The organism is Thiohalorhabdus sp. Cl-TMA, assembly GCF_041821045.1.
GTDB classification, from domain to species: Bacteria; Pseudomonadota; Gammaproteobacteria; order Thiohalorhabdales; family Thiohalorhabdaceae; genus Thiohalorhabdus; species Thiohalorhabdus methylotropha.
Genome location: NZ_JBGUAW010000005.1, coordinates 214,826 through 235,399 on the forward strand (window position 1 = coordinate 214,826; position 20,574 = coordinate 235,399).

Below are 20,574 nucleotides of genomic sequence, written 5' to 3' on the forward strand. Positions count from 1 at the left end.
TCCCGGCCGCGACCCGTGGAGCGTGGCTCCGGGGGCCGCGACGCGGACGTCGCTCCCACAGGGCCTCGCAGGCCGCGTGCCCTGTTGCGCGCCGGCCTGGCCCTGCTCCTGCTGGTGCCCGCCGCGGCTCCCGCCGTGGACTGGGAGTCCAATCGGCTCAGGGAGCCGCGCAAGATCACCGTGGGGCCTGCCGACAACGCGGGGGCGGCGGTGGAGGCCGGGGGCGGGGGGCTCTATTTCTCCCGGGTGCGCAGTCAGGTCCCCGGGGTCTTCCGTCAGGACCTCCGTACCCAGCGCGCCCGCGCCGTGCTGCCGGGGCGGGGGGACGCCCGGGCGCCCGCCGTGGGTCCCGAGGGCACGCCGCTGGCCCTCGTCAGCTACCGGTTCGATGCCCGGGGGGATATCTGCCTGTACAGGGGGGAAAAGGCGGGGCTGGAATGCCTCACCGAGCCGGGACGCACGGAGCGTGCGCCGTTCTGGGCGGGCGCCGGGCGCGTGGGGTGGCTCCAGCGGCCCGCCTCGGGCGACGGCTGGGCGCTGGTGGTGCAGGACCTCGGCGGCGGCGAGCGCCGGACCCTGGCCGAGGGCGCGCTGTCCGCCCCCGCCGCCGACCCCTCCGGGCGGTACGTGGTCTACAACCGGGCGGCGGAGCGGCCCGGCGACCGGCCCCGGCTGGAGATCCACGACCGCCGGACCGGCAGGACCCACCGGCCGCCGCGCTTCGACCTGCCCGGCATCACGGGCTCGCTGGCCTTTTCCCGGGAGGGCCGGTATCTCTATTTCACGCACTACCTCAACGACACCAGCCTCGATCAGGTGATCGACGGCGCCGACCACGGGGTGGTGCTCCGCGTCCGCTTCCAGCGCCTGCTGACCGCCGAGGCGCCCTTCCTGCCCGAGCAGCTTACCTCCGTGGCCCGCAACTGCCGCTTCCCGGCGCTGGGTCCCGGACACCTCTATCTCACCTGCGCCTTCGAGGGGTCGCTCGACATCTACCGGCTGCCCGCCGGCGGCGCGGTGCCCGCGGACTGGGACGAGGAAAAGCTCCGGTCCGCCTACCGGGCTGCGCGCACCCATCCGGACCGGCTGCTGCTCCTGAACACCCTGCGCTACCGGCACGGCGGGGCCGATCCGCGCATGGTGGAGCGCCTGCTCAGCCATCACCTGGAGATCGGCGAGCTGCGCGCGGCGGGATACTACGTGGCGGAGCTGCGGCGCGCCTACGCGGAGCGGGGACGGGACCGCCTGGCCGCCTTCTACCGGATGCTCGGCCCCCTGCTGGAGGTCCGGAGCCTGGAGAAACGCCAGCCCCGCGGGGTGCGCACCACCGCCTTCCTGCGCCGGGTGCGGGCGGTGCGCCGGGAGCTGCAGCGCACTCCGGTCACCGCCGATCAGGGCGCCCTGCTGGCGGCGTATCTGGATGTTGCCGAGGGGGAGCGGCGGCGGGCCCTGGAGCGCCTGGACGGCCTGCGCCTAGCCGAGGGCGATCTGCTGCCGCTGGGGCGCTATCTGGCCTTCGCCCTCTACCGGCGCCTGTTGGAGGAGCGCGATCCGGGGCGGCTGCTGGACCATTACCCGGCCATGTACGGCGCCGCCGACCTCTCCCGGGAGGCCCGGCTCTACTACGCCTTCCGGTACCTGCGGCTCCTGGCGCGGCTGCACGGCAGCGGCGGCGAGCGCCTGGAAATCCTGGGATCCCGGCTCACCGAGCCGCCCGGTGCGGGCGTGGCCGCTCTCTTCCGCGCCGAGCGGGCCGCCCTGGAGCTGGCGGCGGCCGAGGGCGAGGAGGCGCGGCAAGCGGCCTATCGCGAGATCCGCGAGCTGCTCTCGGAGGCCCGGGAGGATCCGGTCCTGCGGCGCGTCCAGCACGTGCGCGCCATCCGGGTGCTGGGCGCCGCCGACGATTACGAGTACATGGAGCTGCTGTCCCGCCACTGGCTGCTGAGCACCCATGTTTCGGAGATGGGCTTCCCCTACGTGGCCGAGCAGTACGCCGTCGCCGTCACCGACAAGGCCTACGGCCTGCTGGCGCAGGGGGAGGGGGACCGGGCCTTCCTGTCCTTCTACAGCGTCCTGCGCCAGACCAACGACCTGGAGGCCCATTACCGCTACATCACCCTGGGGCTCGGCCGGCTGGACCGGAGCGACGAGGTGGAGCGCAGCTACGGCATGCTGCGCGAGCGGGAGCTGCTGGGCGAGAGCGGCCCCTATGTCCGGGCCCTGCGCCTGCTGCTGCCCGATTCCGGCCGCCCCACCGACGAGGAGCTGGATCGCGCCATCGCGCTGCTGGAGGAGCTACCGCCCACGGGCATATCGCCGGCCATGGGGGAACTGCTGCTGGGCTACGCCCACCACCGCAAGCTGGCGCGCGGCCGGAAAGGGCGGAGCTACGACAAGGGCCGCTTCCAGCAGGCCCACCGCCACTACATGCTCGCCCTGGACCTGGCCCACGAGAATGCCCGCATCCGGGCGGCGGTGCTACAGAACCTCGGCCTGCTGCATGTCGGCGTGGGCAACTACGCCATGGCCGCGGACTTCTACGGCCGCCGCGCCGGCCTGCCGTTCGCTTCCGGAGCGGGAGAGGCGGCCCTGCGCTGGAAGCTCGCCCGCGCCCTGTTCTACGTGGACCGACCGGACCGCGCCCGGCGGCAGGCCGAGCTGGGCCTCGACGTCGCCGAACGGCGGGAGGGCCTGGCCGCGGCGCCCTTCCGGGAGAAGGCCGCCTTCTATGCCCTCCAGGCCGGGGCATACGAGGCGGCCACGGCGCACTACGCCGCGCTGCTGGAGGGGGGCGGGGCGCCGGAGGGCGCCCATGGGGCACGCATCCGGCTGGCCTATGGCTATGCGCTGCTCAAGGCGGAGCGCCCGGAGGCGGCCCGGAAGCATCTCCGTGCGGCGGGGGCGGGTGGGGCACCCCCTCCCCGGCGCCGGTTGCTGGCGCTCGGCCTGCTGGCCGAGGCCGCTCCGGGACCGGCTGAGGCGGCCGGATACCGGCGCGAGCGGATCGCCCTGTGGGAGCGCTTCACCGGCGAAGCCAGGCGGATTGGCTATTCGGAGACGGACCGGCTGCGCTTCCTGAGCAAGGACTACCAGCAAGTGGCCGCCGCGGAGGAGCGCCTCGGGCGGATCGGCGCCGCACGGGAGGCCATCCTCCGGGGGCTGGCGGCGGCCCGGGAATGGGCCGCGACAACGGGCAGTCCCGGCGGCGTGCCGGTGTACCACGGCCTGGTCAACTACCTGAGCCTCGGGGTGCGGCATCCGGAGGTTTTCGACGGGGCCGATCCGGAGTGGCTCGGGGAGCGCATGGACGCGACCCTGGCGGCCTACGCGGACCTGCCGGGGGCCACCGCGATCACGCGGACCCGGCAGCTCAAGCTGCGTATGCTCTGGAAAGCCTACGGAAGGGCACCGGCGGCGCCCCCGCCACGCCGTATCCTGGAATCGGAGGCTGCCCGGAGCCTCAAGGCGGCCCGGCCCGGGCTGTACGGCGAGCTGGAGGCGCTGGCGGACCGGCTCACTTCCCTGTAAAAAAGCCTCCCACCCGATCCGGGTGGGAGGCGCTTGGGCGGGCGGAGACCCGGATCGGAATCAGATCTCAAGACGCTTGTGCTTGCCCTTGGGCTGGTCGCCGTCTGCGCCGCGCTGCTGGGCCCGCATGGTCTCGTACTCGCTGTAGCTGCCCTCGGTGAAGATCACCTGGCCGTCCTCCTCGAAGGCCATGGTGTGCGTGGCCACGCGGTCGAGGAACCAGCGGTCGTGGGAGACCACCACGGCGCTCCCGGGGAAGTCGAGCAGGGCCTGCTCCAGGGCGCGCAGGGTCTCCACGTCCAGGTCGTTGGTGGGCTCGTCGAGCAGCAGCATGTTGCCGCCGCGCTTGAGGAGCTTGGCGAGGTGGACGCGGTTGCGCTCGCCGCCGGAGAGGTCGCGCACCTTCTTCTGCTGCTCGGAGCCGCTGAAGTTGAAGCGGCTCACGTAGGCGCGCGAGTTCACCTCCCAGTTGCCCACCTGGATGTGGTCGGCGCCGCCGGAGATCTCCTCCCAGACCGTTTTCTCGCCGTCCAGGGCGTCCCGGGACTGGTCCACGTAGGCCAGCTCCACCGTCTCGCCCAGCTCGATGGAGCCGCCGTCGGGCTGCTCCTCGCCGGTGATCATGCGCAGCAGGGTGGTCTTGCCGGCGCCGTTGGGGCCGATGACGCCGACGATGGCGCCGCTCGGCACCACGAAGGACAGGCCCTGGTAGAGCTCGCGGTCGCGGAAGGTCTTGGTGAGGTTTTCCGCCTCGATGACCTTGTCGCCCAGGCGCGGCCCCGGCGGGATGTAGATCTCGTTGGTCTGGGCGCGCTGCTGGTACTCCGGGCTGGAGAGCTCATCGAGGCGCTTGAGCCGGGCCTTGTTCTTGGACTGCCGGCCCTTGGGATTGGACTGCGCCCACTCCAGCTCCTCCTTCATGGCCTTCTGGCGGGCGCTCTCCTCCTTCTCCTCCTGCTCCAGGCGCTTCTCCTTGTACTCCAGCCACGCGGAGTAGTTGCCCTGGAACGGATAGCCGTGGCCCCGGTCCAGCTCCAGGATCCAGCCGGCCACGTTGTCGAGGAAGTAGCGGTCGTGGGTAACGGCCACCACGGTGCCCGGGAACTCGCCCAGGTAGCGCTCCAGCCACTCCACCGATTCGGCGTCGAGGTGGTTGGTGGGCTCGTCGAGGATCAGCATGTCCGGATTGGACAGCAGGGTCCGGCACAGCGCCACCCGGCGCCGCTCGCCGCCGGAGAGGCTGGAGACGTCGGCGTCCCAGGGGGGAAGATTGAGGGCGTCGGCGGCGATCTCCAGCTTGCGGTCCAGCTCCCAGGCGCCGGCCGCGTCGATCTTTTGCTGCAGCTCGCCCTGCTCCTCGATGAGGGCGTTGAAGTCGGCGTCGGGGTCGGCGAAGGCCGCGGTGACCTCGTTGTAGCGGTTGAGCAGGGCCTTGGTTTCCGCCACCCCCTCCTCCACGTTGCCCTTCACGTCCTTGTGCTCGTCGAGCTGGGGCTCCTGCGGCAGGTAGCCGATATTCAGGCCGGGCTCGGGTCGGGCCTCGCCGTCGAACTCGGTGTCCACGCCCGCCATGATGCGCAGCAGGCTGGACTTGCCGGCGCCGTTGTAGCCCAGCACGCCGATCTTGGCGCCGTGGAAGAAGCTGAGGTTGATGTCCTCGAGGATGGTCTTTTTGGGCGGCACGACCTTGGTCAGGCCGCTCATGGTGAATACGTATTGCGCCATGACAACCTTCTCGGTGCGGTTGGTCGGCGGGGTGGACCGCGGATTTACGGGCTGAGCCAGCGCATTTCCCGGTGGCCGGGATGCGCCCAAGGGGCTTGCGGTCCCCGCGCCGGGCCCGGCGCGGGGACCGCCCCACGGAATCCCCGAAGGATAACACGCCCTTTCGCTTTGGGTCGCCCCGGGAGCCGTGCACCAGCAATGGGCGCGGTCGCCCCTCCCTTGGGCAAGGCCCGCCGGGAGGTCCGATTGCCCCGGTATCCGCACCCCGTAGCCGCCCGGGAGCCATCGCGCCCTCATGGGTCGATGGCCATCGTATACCCGCCTCCGGGCATCGTGCATCACCCGTATTTTCCGAACCGAGGGCGCGTCTTCAACCTGGAACCGGTGCTTGCGGGAGCTCGGCCGTGGCCCGCCTCTCCGGGCCGACGAGAGGCTCGCCCCGTTCCGCATCCGGAGGCCGAGGCCCGCGTGCGTACGACCGAGGGCAGGCGCGAGCCGGGGCGCCTGTGCTCTATTGTGTGGTTTTTGGAACACCTGCGCCATGAGCCGGGCAGCAAAGGGGTGGGTGATCGTTATCCCAAACGAGGTGCAGGTTTTTCCTTAGGTTGGGCTTCGCGCCTTAGGGGAAAAAGGGCAGTAATCAGGACGGTTCCGGAGGGTTTCTCCTGCGGAAAAGCGCGCCTGCGCCGCTTAATGGGTGGAATAAGCAATTTGTGGAAATTATTCGTATAGAACTGTCGGTTTTCGGCGACACGCAATCTGGCTGAAATTGCGCCGTTTGTAGGATACGGCGTGCCCAGCGGGCCCGCGCAACGTTGGGAGATAGCAACACCGTGCTGTACCGGCAGATCAACGCCGCGGCGCTTCTTCATAAAAATGACTAGCAAATCCTTTATTTATATTTTGGTACAACATTTGCAATTGTCTGCATAAAGCTTCCAAACCGTAATTTTCCATCAACTAAGGAGTGGTTTCTCCAGGAGGAGGAATGCAGATGCACGCCAGCCAACTTGAATGGCACACGGTGCTGAGCTCGGCAATCGACAATCTGAGCGCCCAGGAACGGATCCTGGAATCCCTGGAGGTGGACGCCGAATGCGGTGAGTCCTGGGGCCAGGAGGACGTTATCCATCGCGCGCATTGGCGCTCCCACCGCCGGCAGTGCCGGTTGGCCCTTTCCATTCTCGAAAAGCTGTCCAAGGACCCCGAGGCGCCCGATAACGGCAAGCGCCGCAAGATCGTCACCGTCCTGGACGCGGAGTTCGACCGTCTCGGAGAGGAGTGGCCCCGTTAGGGAAGCGCCGCGGACCCGGCGCGCCGGCGGTAGGTTCCGAATTTCCGAAAAGGGTGGGACGCGGACCGGGCGGGTATTCCCCGCCCGGTCTTTTTTGCGGCGAGCTCCGCTCTGCGGGTCCCCGCCACTCAGCACCGGTCCGGAATATCCGCCAGTATCCGGTCGTATTCGGGGCCCATGCGTCGCCAGTCGAATTCCGAGGCCGCCGTGGCGAGCCGCTCGGAACCGCCGGGCGGTCCCTCCCGGATCAGCCGGCGCAGGCGGCGGCGGAGCTCGTCCTCGCTTTCGTACAGGCAGTGCTCCCGCCAGGCCGCCGGGAGGAGCTCGGGATAGGCCTGGCGCCGTGGCAGCAGTGGGAAGGCGCCGCAGTACATCGCTTCCATGACGCTGATGCCGAAGAAGTCGTGGTGGGAGGTTACCGGCAGGATATCCGCCGCCCAGAGCCAGGCGGCATAGGTGGCGCGGTCCTCGACGTAGCCGAAATGGGCGATGCGCCCGTGCAGCCGCCGTCGGGCTTCCTCGAATATCGGGTAGCCCCGTTTGGGCGCGCTGCCGAGTACCGCCACCCGAAAATGCAATCCCTCCCCGGCCAGGTCGAAGAGGATCCGGAAGAAGGCGTCCGGGTTCTTGTCGTGCGCCCAGCGGTGGTTCCAGAGGAGAAGCGGCGGCTCCTGCCCGGCCGCCGCCGTGGGACGGTGGGGGTCCAGGGCCTCCAGGTCCAGGCCCAGGGGGAGCACCGCGCTCTTGGCCGCCACTGCCTCGATCCCGTCCGGGTCCGCGTGATCGCGGATCCCCGTGAGCATGGTCCGGGCCCCTTCCAGGAGGCTGTCCCGGTTGAAGGCGGAGTTGAAAAGCACCCGGTCGGCGGCCAGGGCGGTGGCGTAATTGATGAAGCCGTAGTGGCTGTCCCGGCCCTGGGCCGTGTCCGTGTCCTCCGGGGAGCGGGGATAGGCGAACTGGTTCTCGTGGAAATAGGCGGCCACCGGAATGCTCGCGGTCTGCTCGCGGGTAAGGGCGAGAAAGGTGGTGAGATCCAGGAGGTCCGTGGCCAGGATCAGATCCGGGCGCCGTTGCGCCGCCCGGAATCGCTCGGCCAGGGTGATGGCGCCGCCGTGCATGCGCCATTTCCAGTTGCGGCCGGGCAGGGAAAGGATCTCCACGCTGTGCCGGCTGTGCCTTTGCAGGCCCAGTGCCCAGGCGGCGTGGGAGCCTCCGAAGAAGGGTTCCAGAAGCAGGATGTGCAAGAAAATTGTCTCCCGGGGTTGACCGCGGTACGCCCCAGCGACGAATTTTCCCTGGAGGGGAACGCGAATTCAAAAGGGGCGGAACCGTTCCCGCCCCGGTGTCAATCCGAGGAGTGCTTTCCATGTCCATAAGGGTTTTCCGCCGTATCCCGGGCGGAATCGGGGCGGCGCTGTCGGCCGCCGCGCTTCTGGCCGGCTGTGCCACCATGGGCCAGGGATGGTCCGTTGACGGCGGCGAGCCGGTGTACGTGGTGGATCAGTCCGCCGGAAAGCTGGCGGTGGTGGACCCCCAGGGGGGCGAAGTGGTCGATGAGGTGGACGTGGGCCGGACGCCCACCTATAACGCGGTGACCCCCGACGGCAGGTACGTGCTGGTGACCGCCACCGCCGAGGAGACCCTGTACGTGGTGGACACCGGGAGCCGCGAGGTGGTGGACAAGCTGGAGCTCGGAGACACGCCCAAGGGCGTGGGGGTGACCCCCGACGGACAGTTCGTCTACGCCGTCAACGAGGGCGCGGGGACCGTGGACATCTTCGAGGTGGGTAGCTGGGCGCACGTCAAGGAGGTCTCGGTGGGCAGCGCCCCGCACAACGTGGCCTTCGACGACAAGCGCAAGATCGCCTACATCAGCAACGGCGGCTCCAACACGGTGAGCCGAATCCGCTATACCAACCATACCCGGCTGGGGCAGATCGGCCTCGCGGGCGAGGGTGTGCCGCACAATCTGGTGGTCAGCCCCGACGGCACGTACCTGCTGGTCACTCGCAACCGGAGCCGGGACATGGCGGTGGTGGACCTGGAGAGCGGCCAGGACATCGTCCACATCCGGCTTTCGCAGGGGCACCACGGCATCGACATGAATCCCGACGGCCGCTGGGTATACGTCACCGGCATCGGCGGCTCCGTGGTCAATGTCATCGACCTGGGCCGGTTCGCCCGCGTGGGCCAGGTGGAGGTGGGGCAGGGCCCGCACGGGGTCCGGTTCAGCGCCGACGGCGAGCGGGCCTATGTGACCGTGCAGGGCACCAACGAGGTGGTGGGCCTTGAGGTCGAGAACCACGCCATTATGCGCCGGATCGAGGACGAGGGCGGGCCCTTCTGGCTGTCCGTCCGGGGTCGGTGATCCGGACGCCGTCCCACCTTTCCGGGCCTCCCGCGCGGGAGGCCTTTTTTGCGTGAATCCGGGGGTCAGGGCAGCTCGGTGACGGCCACCAGCTCGTTGAACAGGCCCTGAAGCGTTTCCGGATCCTCCGCCCGCTCCGCCCGGTCGAGGACCTCCGCGGTCAGGTGCGGGGCGAAGATGCGGATGAACTCCCGGGTGAAGCCGCGCAGCGGCTCCTCGCTGCGGAAGGCGATGCTGGTGATGCTGGGATCGAAGAGGTGGCCGGCATCCAGCGCCACCAGATCGTCGTCCTGCGGCGACTCCAGCGCCATACGCGCCACGATTCCCACCCCCATGCCCGCCCGCACGTAGGTCTTGATCACCTCCGCGTCGGTGGCCGCCAGCACCACCTCGGGCTCCAAGCCCTGTTCCTCGAAGGCCGCGCTCACCCGCGACTGCCCGGTAAGGCCGAAGACATAGGTTACAAGCGGGAAGGCGGCCAGCCGTTCCAGGGTTACCGGACGCTCCTCGGTGAGCGGGTGTCCGGGGGGCACCACCAGGCAGCGGTTCCACAGATAGCAGGGCAGCAGCACCAGTCCCTCGAACAGGTGCAGGGATTCGGTGGCGATGGCCAGATCCGTCTCGCGCCGGACGAGCATGCCGGCGATCTGCTGCGGGGTGCCCTGATGGAGGCGGAAGCGCACCTCCGGGTGCAGCTCGCGGAAGCGCCGGATGGTTTCCGGGAGCGCGTAACGGGCCTGGGTGTGCGTGGTGGCCAGGGTCAGGGTGCCCTGTCCGGGCTCGCGGTACTCGGTGGCCACCTGCTTGATGTTGGTGATCTCGCGCAGGGCGCGCTCGGCGTAGGCCAGCACCGCCTCCCCGGCGGGAGTCAGGTGGGAGAGCTGCCGGCCGGAGCGCGCGAACAGGGGCAGGCCCAGCTCCTCCTCCAGCAATCGGAGCTGCTTGCTGATGCCCGGCTGGGAGGTGAACAGGCGCTCCGCCGCGGCGGTCACGTTGAACCCGGTGCGTACCACCTCCCGGAAGAATTGCAGCTGGCGAAGGGTCATGAGATCGGCATAGAACCAAAAGTTTGGTTGTTATGAGAACAAAGAATTTCTCATGAACGGCGTCGGTCCCTAGTCTCTATTACCAGATTCGACGCCAACGGCGGACGGCTCAAAACATCCCAAGGAGACAGGCAATGGCACTGAGGCTAGGCGACCAGGCACCGGACTTCACACAGGATTCCAGCATCGGCTCCCTGAATCTCTACGAATGGGCGGGCGACAGCTGGGTGGTCCTGTTCTCCCATCCGGCCGATTACACCCCCGTCTGCACCACGGAGCTCGGGCGCACGGCCAAGCTGGCCAAGGAATTCGAGAAGCGCAACGTCAAGGCCGTCGGTCTCAGCGTGGATTCCTCGGAATCGCATAAGGGGTGGATCGAGGACATCAACGAGACCCAGAGCACCGAGGTGAACTTTCCCATCATCGCCGATCACGACCGGAAAGTCTCCGAGCTCTACGACATGATCCACCCGAATGCCGACACCACCCTGACGGTGCGCTCGGTGTTCGTGATCGATCCCGACAAGCGGGTCCGCATGACCCTGACCTATCCGGCGAGCACGGGGCGCAATTTCGACGAGATCCTGCGGGTCATCGATTCCCTCCAGCTCACCGATAACTACAAGGTGGCCACGCCGGTGGACTGGAAATCCGGGGACGACGTGGTGATCGTGCCGACCCTGACCGACGAGGAAGAGCTCAAGCGCCGCTTCCCCAAGGGCTACGAGGCTGTTCGCCCGTACCTGCGGATCACGCCGGACCCGTCCCGCTAACGGCCGGCACCCGGGGCACCTGCCCGCATGAGGCCCTCGTGCATCCGGGATGATAAAAAAAATTCATCCATGCATAAACCTTTATTGGGGTTGTCGCGATGGAACTGCCCATTCCGGAAACGTTCGTGAAACCGGAAAACGCCGTCCAGCACCGGCCGCAGTCGCCCGCCCGGCGGGCCTCGGCACCGGTTCCATTCCCGGAGGAGCGCCGCGCGGGCAAGGGGGACTACTACCCCATGCTGCCCGCCGGGTGCGCCGGCTAGGCCCCGGAAAGGACCCCCGATCAGCGGAAATGCTCCGGCTCCCCCTCTGGGGGAGTAGGGCAGGCTCACCCCGCTTTCCGGGCGAGGAGCCCGGGAGATCCCGGGACGCGCGACGCAGGAATCTACAAGGAAGGAAACAATTGGCTATGGGTGCAGTCACCGAGACGCTTCCGGAAGCGAAGGCCCGGCGCGTGGCGGAGGAGCTGCGGCGCATCGGGGCCGCCCATTCGCCGGCGGTGCTGGCCAGCAGTCTGGGCGCGGAGGACATGGTCCTCACTGACCTGATCAGCCGCGAGGCCCCGGGTATCGCCGTGTTCAGTCTGGACACGGGCCGCCTGAACGCCGAGACCTACGAGCTGATGCAGCAGGTCAAGACCCGCTACCCGGACCTGGATTACCGGATCTACGCCCCCGAGGCCGCCGATGTGGAGGCGCTCGTGCAGGGGTACGGACCCAACGCCTTCTACGAGAGCCTGGACCTGCGCAAGCAGTGCTGCCACGTCCGCAAGGTGAAGCCCCTGCAGCGGGCCCTCGCCGGGAACAGCGCCTGGATCACGGGCATGCGGCGGCTCCAGTCGGTGACCCGCAAGGACCTGGAACCGGAGACCTGGGACGAGGCCAACGGGCTCTACAAATTCAATCCCCTCTACGACTGGAGCCAGGCGGAGGTCTGGGGCTACATCCGCGCCCACGGCGTCCCTTACAACGCGCTCCACGAGCAGGGCTACGCCAGCGTCGGCTGCGCCCCCTGCACCCGGCCCATCGCTGCGGGCGAGGACGAGCGGGCCGGCCGCTGGTGGTGGGAGGACCCCGAGGCCAAGGAATGCGGCCTCCACCTCAACCGCGAATCCTGAGCGGGCGGCAGGGGGCCCGGCCAGCGTCCGGAACGGCCCCGCCCCTCGGCCCGGCTACCCGAAAAGAACCGCAAGAGACGTTTCCCATGCGTACAGCGAACCCGCTGCCCGAAGTGCCGCCCCACGGCGGCCGTCTGGTGAACCGGCTGTTGTCCGGCGCGGAGGCGGAGGAAGCCCGCGCCCAGGCCGCGGCGCTTCCCGCCGTATCCCTTTCCTCCCGGGCCCTGGCCGACCTGGAGTGTCTGGCCACCGGGGTTTATTCCCCGCTCGAGGGGTTCATGGATGGCTCGGATTTCCAGGCCGTGGTTTCCGGAATGCAGCTCGCCGGCGGGGAGCCCTGGACCGTCCCGGTGACCCTGCCGGTGGGGGACGCGGTGGCCGGCTGGGTGAAGCCCGGAAGCCGCTTGGCCCTCCAATGGCAGGGCGCGCCGCTGGGCGTTCTGGAGGTCTCCGACTGCTTCCGGCCCGATAAGGAGGAGGAGGCGGTACAGGTCTTCGGCACCGGTGATGCCGATCATCCCGGTGTTGCCGCCCTGTACGAGGGCGAGGATTTCCGCCTCGGCGGTACGGTGTGGGCCTGGGATCTGCCCCGCCAGGACCCCTTCGCCCCCTACCGCTGGACGCCGGCGGCGGTGCGCAAGGCGATCGCGGACCGCGGGTGGCGAAGCACCGCCGCCTTCCAGACCCGCAATCCCATCCACCGCGCCCACGAGCACCTGCAGAAGGTGGCTTTGGAGGTGGTGGACGGGCTGCTGGTGCATCCCCTGGTGGGCACCACCAAGCAGGGGGACATTCCTCCCGAGGTTCGGCTGGATACCTACGAGGCGGTCCTGAGCCACTACTACCCCCGGGAGCGGACCCTGCTGACGGTGTTCCCCGCCGCCATGCGCTACGCGGGTCCCCGGGAGGCGGTCATGCACGCCATCGCCCGCAAGAATTACGGCTGCACGCATTTCATCGTGGGACGCGATCATGCGGGGGTGGGGGACTACTACGGCACTTACGAGGCGCAGGAGATCTTCGACCGCTTCAGCCTCGACGACCTGGGTATCCAACCGCTTAAGTTCGACCACGCCTTTTTCTGCCGGGCGTGCGACCAGATGGCCTCCATTCGGACCTGCCCCCATTCCACGGAGGAGCGGGTGGTGCTGTCGGGCACCGAGGTGCGCCGCATGCTGCGCGACGGCGAGCACCCGCCGCCCGAGTTCACCCGGCCCGAGGTGGCGGAGATCCTGGTGGACGCCTTCCAGGAATCCGGCGCCCAGCGTGCCTGAGCTCCCCCTCAAACGGCCCAGGGAAGTGCTTGCTTATGCAGTCGACGCCGCTCAGTGAACATTCCAGCCCCCTGACCCGGGAGCAAGCGGAACAGCTCAACCGGCTCAAGGAGGATCTGGCTCCGGAACAGGCCACCTGGATCAGCGGGTACCTGGCCGGACTGGTGGGTGCCGGTGCCTCCGCCACGGCCACCCCCGCCCCGGAGACGGGCGCGGGGGTGGCCACCCTGCCATCGCTTACCGTGCTGGTGGGCTCCCAGACCGGAAACGCCCAGGGCGTGGCCCAGCAGGCCGCCGAGCGGGCCCGGGAAGCCGGGTTCGAGGCGGAAGTCAAGGACATGGGGAGCTACAAGAACAAGCAGCTCCGCAGCGAGGATTACCTGCTGGTGATCTGCAGCACCCACGGCGAGGGAGAGCCGCCGGACAACGCCCTGGATCTCCACGAATTCCTCCACGGCCGCAAGGCCCCCAAGCTGGAAGGGACCCGCTTCGCCGTACTGTCCCTGGGGGACCGCAGCTACGACCACTTCTGCCAGACCGGCAAGGACTTCGACGGCAAGCTGGAGGAGCTGGGCGGGGTCCGGCTCGCGGAGCGTACGGACTGCGACGTGGACTTCGAGGCGGACGCCGATGCCTGGATCGACCGGGTCCTGGAGGCCCTGGGCCAGGAGTCCGGAGCCGCCGGGACGGGAGCCGGCAACGTGGTGCCCCTGGCCACGGAGAAGAAGGGCACCGCGGAGAGCCGCTATTCCCGCAAGCATCCCTTCCCGGCCACGGTCCTGGAGAACCAAGCCCTCACCGGCCGCGGTTCCAACAAGGGAACCCGGCACCTGGAGCTCTCCCTGGAGGGGTCGGACCTCACCTATGAGCCCGGCGACTCCCTGGGCGTGTTTCCGGTGAACCGCCGCGAGGCGGTGACCGAGCTGCTGGAATCGCTGGGCCTGGAGGCCGGGGAGCCGGTCCCCACCCCCAAGGGGGAAGAGGTGGCCCTGGAGGAGGCCCTGCGGCGCCATTACGAGATCCGCCTGCTGGCCCCCCCGGTGGTGGAGGCGTGGGCGGAGCTGGCCGGCTCGGAGGCGCTCGGCGCGCTGGCGGCGGAGGACAACCGGGCCGCCCTGCGGGAGTACCTCCACGGCCGCGAGCTTATCGACCTGGTGCGGGATTATCCCGTGGGCGGCGTCTCCGCGGGGAATTTCGTCGGCGCGCTGCGCCCGCTCCAGGCGCGGCTGTACTCCATCGCCTCCGGACCCAGCGCCAGCCCGGACGAGGCCCATCTCACCGTGGGTCTGGTGCGTTACTGGAGCCACGGGCGCGACCGCTACGGTGTGGCCTCCAACTGGCTGGCGGACGTGGTGGAGGAGGGGGACGAGCTGCCGGTGTACGTGCACCGGAATCCCAACTTCCGGCTTCCCGAGGATCCGGACGCGCCGATCATCATGATCGGGCCGGGTACGGGGGTGGCGCCCTTCCGCGCCTTCCTGGAGGAGCGCGAGGAGACGGGGGCCGGCGGCGCGAACTGGCTGTTCTTCGGCGAGCAGCACTTCCGGACCGATTTCCTCTATCAGCTGGATTGGCAGCGCTGGCGGCGGGAAGGGGTCCTCACGCGCATGGACGTGGCCTTCTCCCGGGACCAGGCGGAACGGGTGTACGTCCAGGACCGCCTCCGGGAGCGGGCACGGGAGCTCTACCAATGGCTGGAGGAGGGCGCCCACGTCTATGTCTGCGGCGACGCCGTGGGCATGGCGCCGGCCGTGCACGGCGCCATGGAAGCGGTCATCCGGGAGGAAGGGGGCCACGGTCCCGAGGAGGCGGCCCAGTACCTCAAGGATCTGCAGAAGGCCGGGCGCTATCAGCGCGACGTCTACTGAGCCATCAGGAATTTCTCATGCGTGACGAAAAACCGTCGACCGAGGGGCTGCACCCCAACGAGCGCCTCAAGGCCGACAGCGACTATCTTCGCGGGACCATCGAGCAGGGGCTGGCCGATCCCATCACCGGGGCCATCGCCGAGAGCGACACCCAGCTCCTGAAGTTCCACGGCAGCTACATGCAGGACGACCGCGACCTCCGGGACGAACGGCGCCGGCAGAAGCTTGAGCCCGCCTACTCCTTCATGATCCGGGTGCGGATGCCGGGCGGGGTGTGCACCCCCGAGCAGTGGCTGGCACTGGACCGGCTGGCGAGCCAGTACGCCAACGGCACCCTGCGCCTCACCACGCGCCAGACCTTCCAGTTCCACGGCATCCTGAAGGGCGACCTGAAGCCTACGATCCAGGGAATCAACGCGAGCCTGCTGGACACCATCGCCGCCTGCGGCGACGTGAATCGCAACGTCATGTGCCACCCCAATCCGGACCGCTCGGAGATCCACCGGCAGACCTACGATTGGGCGCGGCGCATCAGCGAGCACCTGCTGCCCAATACCCGGGCCTACCACGAGATCTGGCTGGACGGGGAGCGGGTGGCCGGGACGCCGGGGACGGATTCCGAGCCCCTGTACGGGCCCACCTATCTGCCCCGCAAGTTCAAGATCGCCATGGCGGTTCCGCCCAGCAACGACGTGGACGTCTATGCCCACGATCTGGGCTTCATCGCCATCGTCGAGGACGGCGAGCTGCGGGGCTTCAACGTCACGGTGGGCGGTGGCATGGGCATGACCCACGGCGAGCCCGCCACCTTTCCCCGGTTGGCAGATGTCCTGGGGTTCTGCGCGCCGGAGCGGGCCGTGGAGGTGGCGGAGCAGGTCCTGGCGGTGCAGCGGGACAACGGCGACCGGGTGGACCGCAAGCACGCGCGCCTCAAGTACACCATCGAGGACATGGGCCCGGCGGCGTTCCGGGAAGCGGTGGAGGCGCGCCTGGGCTGGGCGCTGGAGCAGGCCCGCCCGTTCCACTTCGAGGACAACGACGACCGTTACGGCTGGCACCAGGGCGAGGACGGCAACTGGCACGCCACCCTGTTCATCGAGAACGGCCGTATCAAGGACAGCGCGGACTATCCCCTGATGACGGGGCTTCGGGAGGTGGCCCGCAACCTGTCGGGGGAGATCCGCCTGACCCCCAACCAGAACGTCATACTCAGCAATATCCCCGACGCGGAGCGTCCCCTCGTGGAGGACCTCCTCCGGGAGCACGGTCTGGACCGTGCCCTGGGCGGGCATTCCGGCATGCGGCTCGGCTCCATGGCCTGCGTGGCGTTCCCCACCTGCGGCCTGGCCATGGCCGAGAGCGAGCGCTATCTGCCGGAGCTTATCGGTGCGTTGGAGGCGACGCTGGAGGAGGTGGGACTCCGCGAGGACACTATCCGGGTACGCATGACCGGATGCCCGAACGGCTGCGCCCGGCCCTATCTGGGCGAGATCGGCCTGGTGGGCAAGGCCCTCGGCCGCTACAACCTCTATCTGGGTGCCGGATACGCGGGGCAGCGCCTGAACAGGCTGTACCGGGAGAACATCACCACCGACCAGATCCTGGAGGAGGTCCCGCCCATCATCCGTCACTACGCCGAGGAGCGGGAGCCGGGCGAGCCCTTCGGGGATTTCGTCATCCGCAAGGAATATGTCCGGGAGGTGAAGGCGGGACGCGCCTTTCATGATTGAAATTTGCCGCTATAATCTCCCGGCCAAAGGAGCGAGACAATGACAGCAACGCACAAGGTGGACGTGCGCGGGGTGTCCTGCCCCGAGCCCCTGCAGACCCTGATCGCCGAGATCCGCCAGGTGGAGCCCGGACAGTCCCTGGAGCTGCTCAGCACGGACCCGGCCGTGGAGAAGGATGTCCGCGCGTGGCTGGGCAAGGCCGGCCATCACCTGGAGGAAGTGTCCGCGGAGGACGAGGGGGTCTATCGCCTGCGCATCCGGCGGAAGGTGCCCTACGAGTAGGGTACCTTCCGCCGGACCCGGACCGGCCGGGAAGCGGGCGGGGCTCCGGCAGGGGGCGCCGGCCCGCAAGCCGTGACCCACATGCGGCGGATGCGGATATAGCGCCTTATATCCCGAAGATTGGCCAGCACCCCGATAATCAGCAGCGCGCCGAGCCCCCTCCCCACCCATCCCATCCGGTTCCCGCCTGCTGTTCTAGCCATCACCGGCACTCCCTTCGTTTTCTGACCCCGGCGTGGACAGGGTTCGTTCCGGGGCGCGCATCCCGGCAGCAGGAGGGGCGGAGCGGTCCCGCCCAAGCACAGGACCGTCCGGGGTCCGGGGAATGGAGGCCGGGCAGTCCGGCCGTTTCCGCGGGGTGCGGTTCCTCCGCCTCGGACAGGGTCAGGATGCGCAGGGAGAGCATCTCGTCGATCTCCGTGCCGTCGAAGAGGTCCTCCGCACTCTCGGCGGCCACCTCCGTCCGGATCGCCCACGAGCATGGACCGAATCCCCCGTTCCTGCGGGAGCGGCTCGGGCCCGGTGGGACCCTGGAGCCCGTGGCTTCCGAGAACTATCGAGCACCCGAGGACAAGCCCCGGTCCTTCGTGGGGGTGCCTCTTCACCTGGATCCGCTAGCCGCGTTTTCCGCCGGCTCCCCCGTCCACTGGGGGAAGCCCTATGGCCGTAGCACCTCGCAGCCCTTGTGCGCGGCCTTTCACCCCGTTTTACATTCGAAGAAGGGTGGGGAGCGGGCCGGCTCCGATCTCCACGCCTTCGGGGAGGTCTTCCCGGATCGAGGGAACGCCATGGACTTCAAGAGGAATCCCCGTACCGATTTCCGCCCCGTTGATCAGCTTTCCCGCCGGCAGGCCGAAGAGGAGGCCGAAGCACTGCGGGCGGGGATCCGCTACCACGACCACCAATATTACGTTCGCAGCGAACCGGTGATCTCGGATTCGGTCTACTACCGGCTCCTGCGATGGCTCGAGGACCTCGAGGAGGCCTTCACCGGACTGCGCCGGGAGGATTCCCCCACGCAGCGGGTGGGCGCCGAGCCGGTCAGCGAGCTCTCCAATGTGGAGCATGCCGGCACCATGCTGAGCTTGCAGGCGCTGTTCCAGGAGGCCGAGATCGCGCATTTCGACCGGTCCATGCGCGGACAAGGGGAGGGCCGGGCGGTCCGCTACGACCTGGAGCCCAAGTTCGACGGACCCTCCGTGGAGGTGGCCTATGCCGAGGGAACGCTTCAGTACGGGGCCACCCGGGGCAACGGGCGCGTCGGGGAGAATCACCCACAACCTCAAGACCGTGGGCTCGCTGCCATTGCGGCTGCACGCCGAGGAGCCGCCCACCTACCTGTCCGTGCGCGCCGAGGTGTTCATGCCCCGGGCGGATTTCCGGGCCCTCAACCGGGAGCGCGTCGAGCGGGGCGCCGAGCCCTTCGCCAATCCGCGCAATGCCGCGGCGGGAGCCATGCGGCAGTACGATCCCCGTTACGCGGCCGATAAGCCCATGGATATCTATTTCTACGAGATCCTGCGCCATGCCAGGGAGGCGGAAATCGAGGCGGTCCCGGAGATCGCCGCCTCCGTGACGCACTTCTTCGCCGACGGGAGCAATCGCGAGGTGCTGCGGAGACTCCTGGACTCCGGGGTCACCGTCCGCGGGGTGCAGGGGCCCGAGCGCCTGCTATGTGGTGGCCGGCGCCGATCCCGGCTCCAAGCTCGAGGAGGCCCGGCGGGAAGCGGTCACGGTGCTGGGCGAGGCGGATTTCGAGGCGCTGGTTCAGGAAGCGGCGTCGCGGGGCTGACCGTGGAGCGCAACGTGTCGGAGGCAGCTCATGCCCGTTCACAATCACGAGATCGCCGAACGCTTCACCCGTTTGGCCAACCTCCTGGAGATCGAGGGGGAGAACCCCTACCGGGTGCGGGCGTACCGGAACGCCGCCCGGACCATCGGCGGGCTCTCGGCCAATATCGCCGATCTGGTGTCCGAGGAGCAGGACCTGACCCGCTATCCGGGCATCGGCAAGGACCTTGCCGCGAAGATCCGAACGCTGGTGCGCTCGGGCGAGCTGCCCGACCTGACGGAAACGGAGGAACGGGTTCCCACCGAGCTTTCGGACCTCATGGTCATCGAGGGGCTGGGACCCAAGGGCGTGCGGGCCCTCTACAAGAAGCTGAACGTCGACAGTCTGGAGGACCTGGAGGAGGCCGCCCGGGCGGGCAGGATCCACGAGGTGGAGCGATTCGGGGAAAAGACCGAGAAGGCCATCCTCGAGGAGATCGAGAAGATCCGCAGCGGCGGCAAGAAACGTACCCGTCTGGCGGATGCCGAGGAGGTGGCCCGGCCCCTGGTGGCGTACCTGGCGGAAGCGGAGGGGGTGGAGGCCATCGAGGTGGCCGGGAGCTTCCGTCGGCGCAAGGAGACCGTCGGCGACCTGGATATCCTGGCTTCCTGCGGGGACAGCGGACCGGTAATGGAGCGCTTCGTGACCCACGAGGATGTGACGGAGGTGGTATCCCGGGGCAGCACGCGCTCCACGGTGCGTCTGAGCTCGGGGATGGATGTGGACCTGCGGGCCATCCACGGACGCAGCTACGGGGCGGCGCTGCACTATTTCACGGGGTCGCAGGCGCATAACATCGCCGTACGGCAAAGGGGGCTGGAGCGGGGATACAAGGTCAACGAGTACGGGATCTTCGCCCATGACCGGGACGAGGAGCCGGTGGCCGGCGCCACCGAGGAGGAGGTCTACGGCCGGGTGGACCTGCCCTGGATACCGCCCGAGCTGCGCGAGGACCGCGGGGAGATCCAGGCGGCCGAGAAAGGAGCGCTCCCGCGGCTGGTTACCAGGAAGGCGCTGCGGGGGGATCTGCACGCCCATACCAACGCCACGGACGGCGCCGATTCCCTGCGGGACATGGCCCGGGCGGCGGCGGAGGCGGGTCACGAGTACCTGGCCATTACCGACCACTCCAAACGGGTTTCCATGGCCCACGGCCTGGACGCCGACCGGCTGCGGCGCCAGGGCGAGGAGATCGATCGGCTCAATGAGGAGCTGAACGGCATCACCCTGCTGAAGGGAAGCGAGGTGGACATCCTGGAGGACGGCAGGCTCGACCTGCCCGACGATGTCCTGGCGGGACTGGATGTCACCGTGTGCTCCATCCACTACCGGTTCAATCTGCCCCGCGACAAGCAGACGGACCGCATCATCCGGGCCATGGACAACCCCCACTTCCGCATCCTCGGCCATCCCAGCGGCCGCGCGATCAACGAGCGGGAGCCCTTCGAGCTGGACATGGAGCGCCTGGTGGAGGCGGCGGCGGAGCGCCATTGCGCCCTGGAGGTGAACGCCCAGCCCGCGCGGCTGGACCTCCGGGATATGGATTGCATGCTGGCCCGGGAGCGCGGTGCCAAGCTGGTCCTCTCCACCGATGCGCACAATACCTACAACCTGGGGCTACTGGGCTACGCGGTGGACCAGGCCCGAAGGGGGTGGGCCGAGGCCGGCGACGTGATCAACACCCGGGGCCTGGAGGATCTGCGCGCCCTGCTGCGCCGCGGCTGAGACTGTAAGGTTG

Annotated in this window: 16 protein-coding genes and 1 pseudogene; 12 read left to right on the plus strand and 5 right to left on the minus strand. The window is 68.8% G+C overall.

Annotation, left to right across the window (positions count from 1 at the left end; translation table 11 throughout):
- Nucleotides 1–84 precede the first annotated feature (84 nt).
- Nucleotides 85–3,528 carry a hypothetical protein gene (locus tag ACERLL_RS08780; RefSeq protein WP_373655703.1) on the plus strand — a complete coding sequence of 1,148 codons (3,444 nt, stop codon included), beginning with the start codon at nt 85–87 and terminating at the stop codon, nt 3,526–3,528.
- 60 nt (nt 3,529–3,588) lie between these two features.
- On the opposite strand, the gene ettA is transcribed toward ACERLL_RS08780, so the two are convergent.
- Nucleotides 3,589–5,253 (minus strand): energy-dependent translational throttle protein EttA, encoded by a 1,665-nt coding sequence (gene ettA / locus ACERLL_RS08785; protein ID WP_373655704.1) that lies wholly within the window; start codon nt 5,251–5,253, stop codon nt 3,589–3,591.
- 988 nt (nt 5,254–6,241) lie between these two features.
- Between ettA and ACERLL_RS08790 the strand changes: the two genes are divergently transcribed.
- Nucleotides 6,242–6,547 (plus strand): hypothetical protein, encoded by a 306-nt coding sequence (locus tag ACERLL_RS08790; protein ID WP_373655705.1) that lies wholly within the window; start codon nt 6,242–6,244, stop codon nt 6,545–6,547.
- Nucleotides 6,548–6,675: 128 nt separating this feature from the next.
- Here the strand turns inward: ACERLL_RS08790 and ACERLL_RS08795 are convergent, their stop codons facing one another.
- Nucleotides 6,676–7,791 (minus strand): tRNA-queuosine alpha-mannosyltransferase domain-containing protein, encoded by a 1,116-nt coding sequence (locus ACERLL_RS08795; RefSeq protein WP_373655706.1) that lies wholly within the window; start codon nt 7,789–7,791, stop codon nt 6,676–6,678.
- Between the two features lie 122 nt (nt 7,792–7,913).
- Between ACERLL_RS08795 and ACERLL_RS08800 the strand changes: the two genes are divergently transcribed.
- On the plus strand, nt 7,914–8,915 hold the full coding sequence (locus ACERLL_RS08800; RefSeq protein ID WP_373655707.1) for a YncE family protein: 1,002 nt from the start codon (nt 7,914–7,916) through the stop codon (nt 8,913–8,915).
- Between the two features lie 65 nt (nt 8,916–8,980).
- On the opposite strand, the gene cysB is transcribed toward ACERLL_RS08800, so the two are convergent.
- Nucleotides 8,981–9,961, minus strand: coding sequence for an HTH-type transcriptional regulator CysB (cysB, locus tag ACERLL_RS08805; protein ID WP_373655708.1), 981 nt, complete (start codon nt 9,959–9,961; stop codon nt 8,981–8,983).
- Nucleotides 9,962–10,095: 134 nt separating this feature from the next.
- On the opposite strand from cysB, the gene ACERLL_RS08810 reads away from it, so the two are divergent.
- From ACERLL_RS08810 to ACERLL_RS08840, 7 genes are all read left to right on the plus strand, one after another.
- On the plus strand, nt 10,096–10,734 hold the full coding sequence (locus tag ACERLL_RS08810; protein WP_373655709.1) for a peroxiredoxin: 639 nt from the start codon (nt 10,096–10,098) through the stop codon (nt 10,732–10,734).
- A gap of 125 nt (nt 10,735–10,859) precedes the next feature.
- Entirely contained in the window at nt 10,860–10,997 is a 138-nt protein-coding gene (locus ACERLL_RS08815; RefSeq protein ID WP_373655710.1) for a hypothetical protein, read from the plus strand.
- 146 nt (nt 10,998–11,143) lie between these two features.
- Entirely contained in the window at nt 11,144–11,851 is a 708-nt protein-coding gene (locus ACERLL_RS08820; RefSeq protein ID WP_373655793.1) for a phosphoadenylyl-sulfate reductase, read from the plus strand.
- An 86-nt stretch (nt 11,852–11,937) separates the two neighbouring features.
- A complete protein-coding gene (sat, locus tag ACERLL_RS08825; protein WP_373655711.1) occupies nt 11,938–13,125 on the plus strand; it encodes a sulfate adenylyltransferase in 1,188 nt (395 codons plus the stop codon).
- A gap of 35 nt (nt 13,126–13,160) precedes the next feature.
- The gene (locus ACERLL_RS08830; RefSeq protein WP_373655712.1) at nt 13,161–14,993 is read left to right on the plus strand and encodes an assimilatory sulfite reductase (NADPH) flavoprotein subunit; all 1,833 of its coding nucleotides are present in this window, start codon (nt 13,161–13,163) and stop codon (nt 14,991–14,993) included.
- Between the two features lie 17 nt (nt 14,994–15,010).
- The gene (gene cysI, locus ACERLL_RS08835; RefSeq protein WP_373655713.1) at nt 15,011–16,723 is read left to right on the plus strand and encodes an assimilatory sulfite reductase (NADPH) hemoprotein subunit; all 1,713 of its coding nucleotides are present in this window, start codon (nt 15,011–15,013) and stop codon (nt 16,721–16,723) included.
- A 39-nt stretch (nt 16,724–16,762) separates the two neighbouring features.
- Entirely contained in the window at nt 16,763–17,005 is a 243-nt protein-coding gene (locus ACERLL_RS08840; protein WP_373655714.1) for a sulfurtransferase TusA family protein, read from the plus strand.
- Between the two features lie 202 nt (nt 17,006–17,207).
- Here the strand turns inward: ACERLL_RS08840 and ACERLL_RS08845 are convergent, their stop codons facing one another.
- Together ACERLL_RS08845 and ACERLL_RS08850 are read right to left on the minus strand one after the other, a co-directional pair.
- Nucleotides 17,208–17,462 (minus strand): hypothetical protein, encoded by a 255-nt coding sequence (locus tag ACERLL_RS08845; RefSeq protein WP_373655715.1) that lies wholly within the window; start codon nt 17,460–17,462, stop codon nt 17,208–17,210.
- A gap of 250 nt (nt 17,463–17,712) precedes the next feature.
- Complete coding sequence (locus tag ACERLL_RS08850; protein ID WP_373655716.1) at nt 17,713–18,126, minus strand: hypothetical protein; 414 nt, start codon at nt 18,124–18,126, stop codon at nt 17,713–17,715.
- On the opposite strand from ACERLL_RS08850, the pseudogene ACERLL_RS08855 reads away from it, so the two are divergent.
- Together ACERLL_RS08855 and polX are read left to right on the plus strand one after the other, a co-directional pair.
- Nucleotides 18,082–18,490, plus strand: a pseudogene (locus ACERLL_RS08855) (NAD-dependent DNA ligase LigA); the annotation flags it as partial. The gene ACERLL_RS08850 and the pseudogene ACERLL_RS08855 sit on opposite strands and share 45 nt — an antisense overlap.
- A 337-nt stretch (nt 18,491–18,827) precedes the next feature.
- Entirely contained in the window at nt 18,828–20,561 is a 1,734-nt protein-coding gene (gene polX / locus ACERLL_RS08860; RefSeq protein ID WP_373655717.1) for a DNA polymerase/3'-5' exonuclease PolX, read from the plus strand.
- The last annotated feature ends 13 nt before the right edge of the window (nt 20,562–20,574 follow it).

What these genes read in the sequence shown, in the direction of transcription:
- ettA (WP_373655704.1), bottom strand. Translation starts at nt 5,253, where the DNA reads ATGGCGCAATACGTATTCACCATGAGCGGCCTGACCAAGGTCGTGCCG.
- ACERLL_RS08790 (WP_373655705.1), top strand. Translation starts at nt 6,242, where the DNA reads ATGCAGATGCACGCCAGCCAACTTGAATGGCACACGGTGCTGAGCTCG.
- ACERLL_RS08800 (WP_373655707.1), top strand. Translation starts at nt 7,914, where the DNA reads ATGTCCATAAGGGTTTTCCGCCGTATCCCGGGCGGAATCGGGGCGGCG.
- cysB (WP_373655708.1), bottom strand. Translation starts at nt 9,961, where the DNA reads ATGACCCTTCGCCAGCTGCAATTCTTCCGGGAGGTGGTACGCACCGGG.
- ACERLL_RS08810 (WP_373655709.1), top strand. Translation starts at nt 10,096, where the DNA reads ATGGCACTGAGGCTAGGCGACCAGGCACCGGACTTCACACAGGATTCC.
- ACERLL_RS08820 (WP_373655793.1), top strand. Translation starts at nt 11,144, where the DNA reads ATGGGTGCAGTCACCGAGACGCTTCCGGAAGCGAAGGCCCGGCGCGTG.
- sat (WP_373655711.1), top strand. Translation starts at nt 11,938, where the DNA reads ATGCGTACAGCGAACCCGCTGCCCGAAGTGCCGCCCCACGGCGGCCGT.
- ACERLL_RS08830 (WP_373655712.1), top strand. Translation starts at nt 13,161, where the DNA reads ATGCAGTCGACGCCGCTCAGTGAACATTCCAGCCCCCTGACCCGGGAG.
- cysI (WP_373655713.1), top strand. Translation starts at nt 15,011, where the DNA reads ATGCGTGACGAAAAACCGTCGACCGAGGGGCTGCACCCCAACGAGCGC.
- ACERLL_RS08840 (WP_373655714.1), top strand. Translation starts at nt 16,763, where the DNA reads ATGACAGCAACGCACAAGGTGGACGTGCGCGGGGTGTCCTGCCCCGAG.
- ACERLL_RS08850 (WP_373655716.1), bottom strand. Translation starts at nt 18,126, where the DNA reads ATGCGCGATCTCGGCCTCCTGGAACAGCGCCTGCAAGCTCAGCATGGT.
- polX (WP_373655717.1), top strand. Translation starts at nt 18,828, where the DNA reads ATGCCCGTTCACAATCACGAGATCGCCGAACGCTTCACCCGTTTGGCC.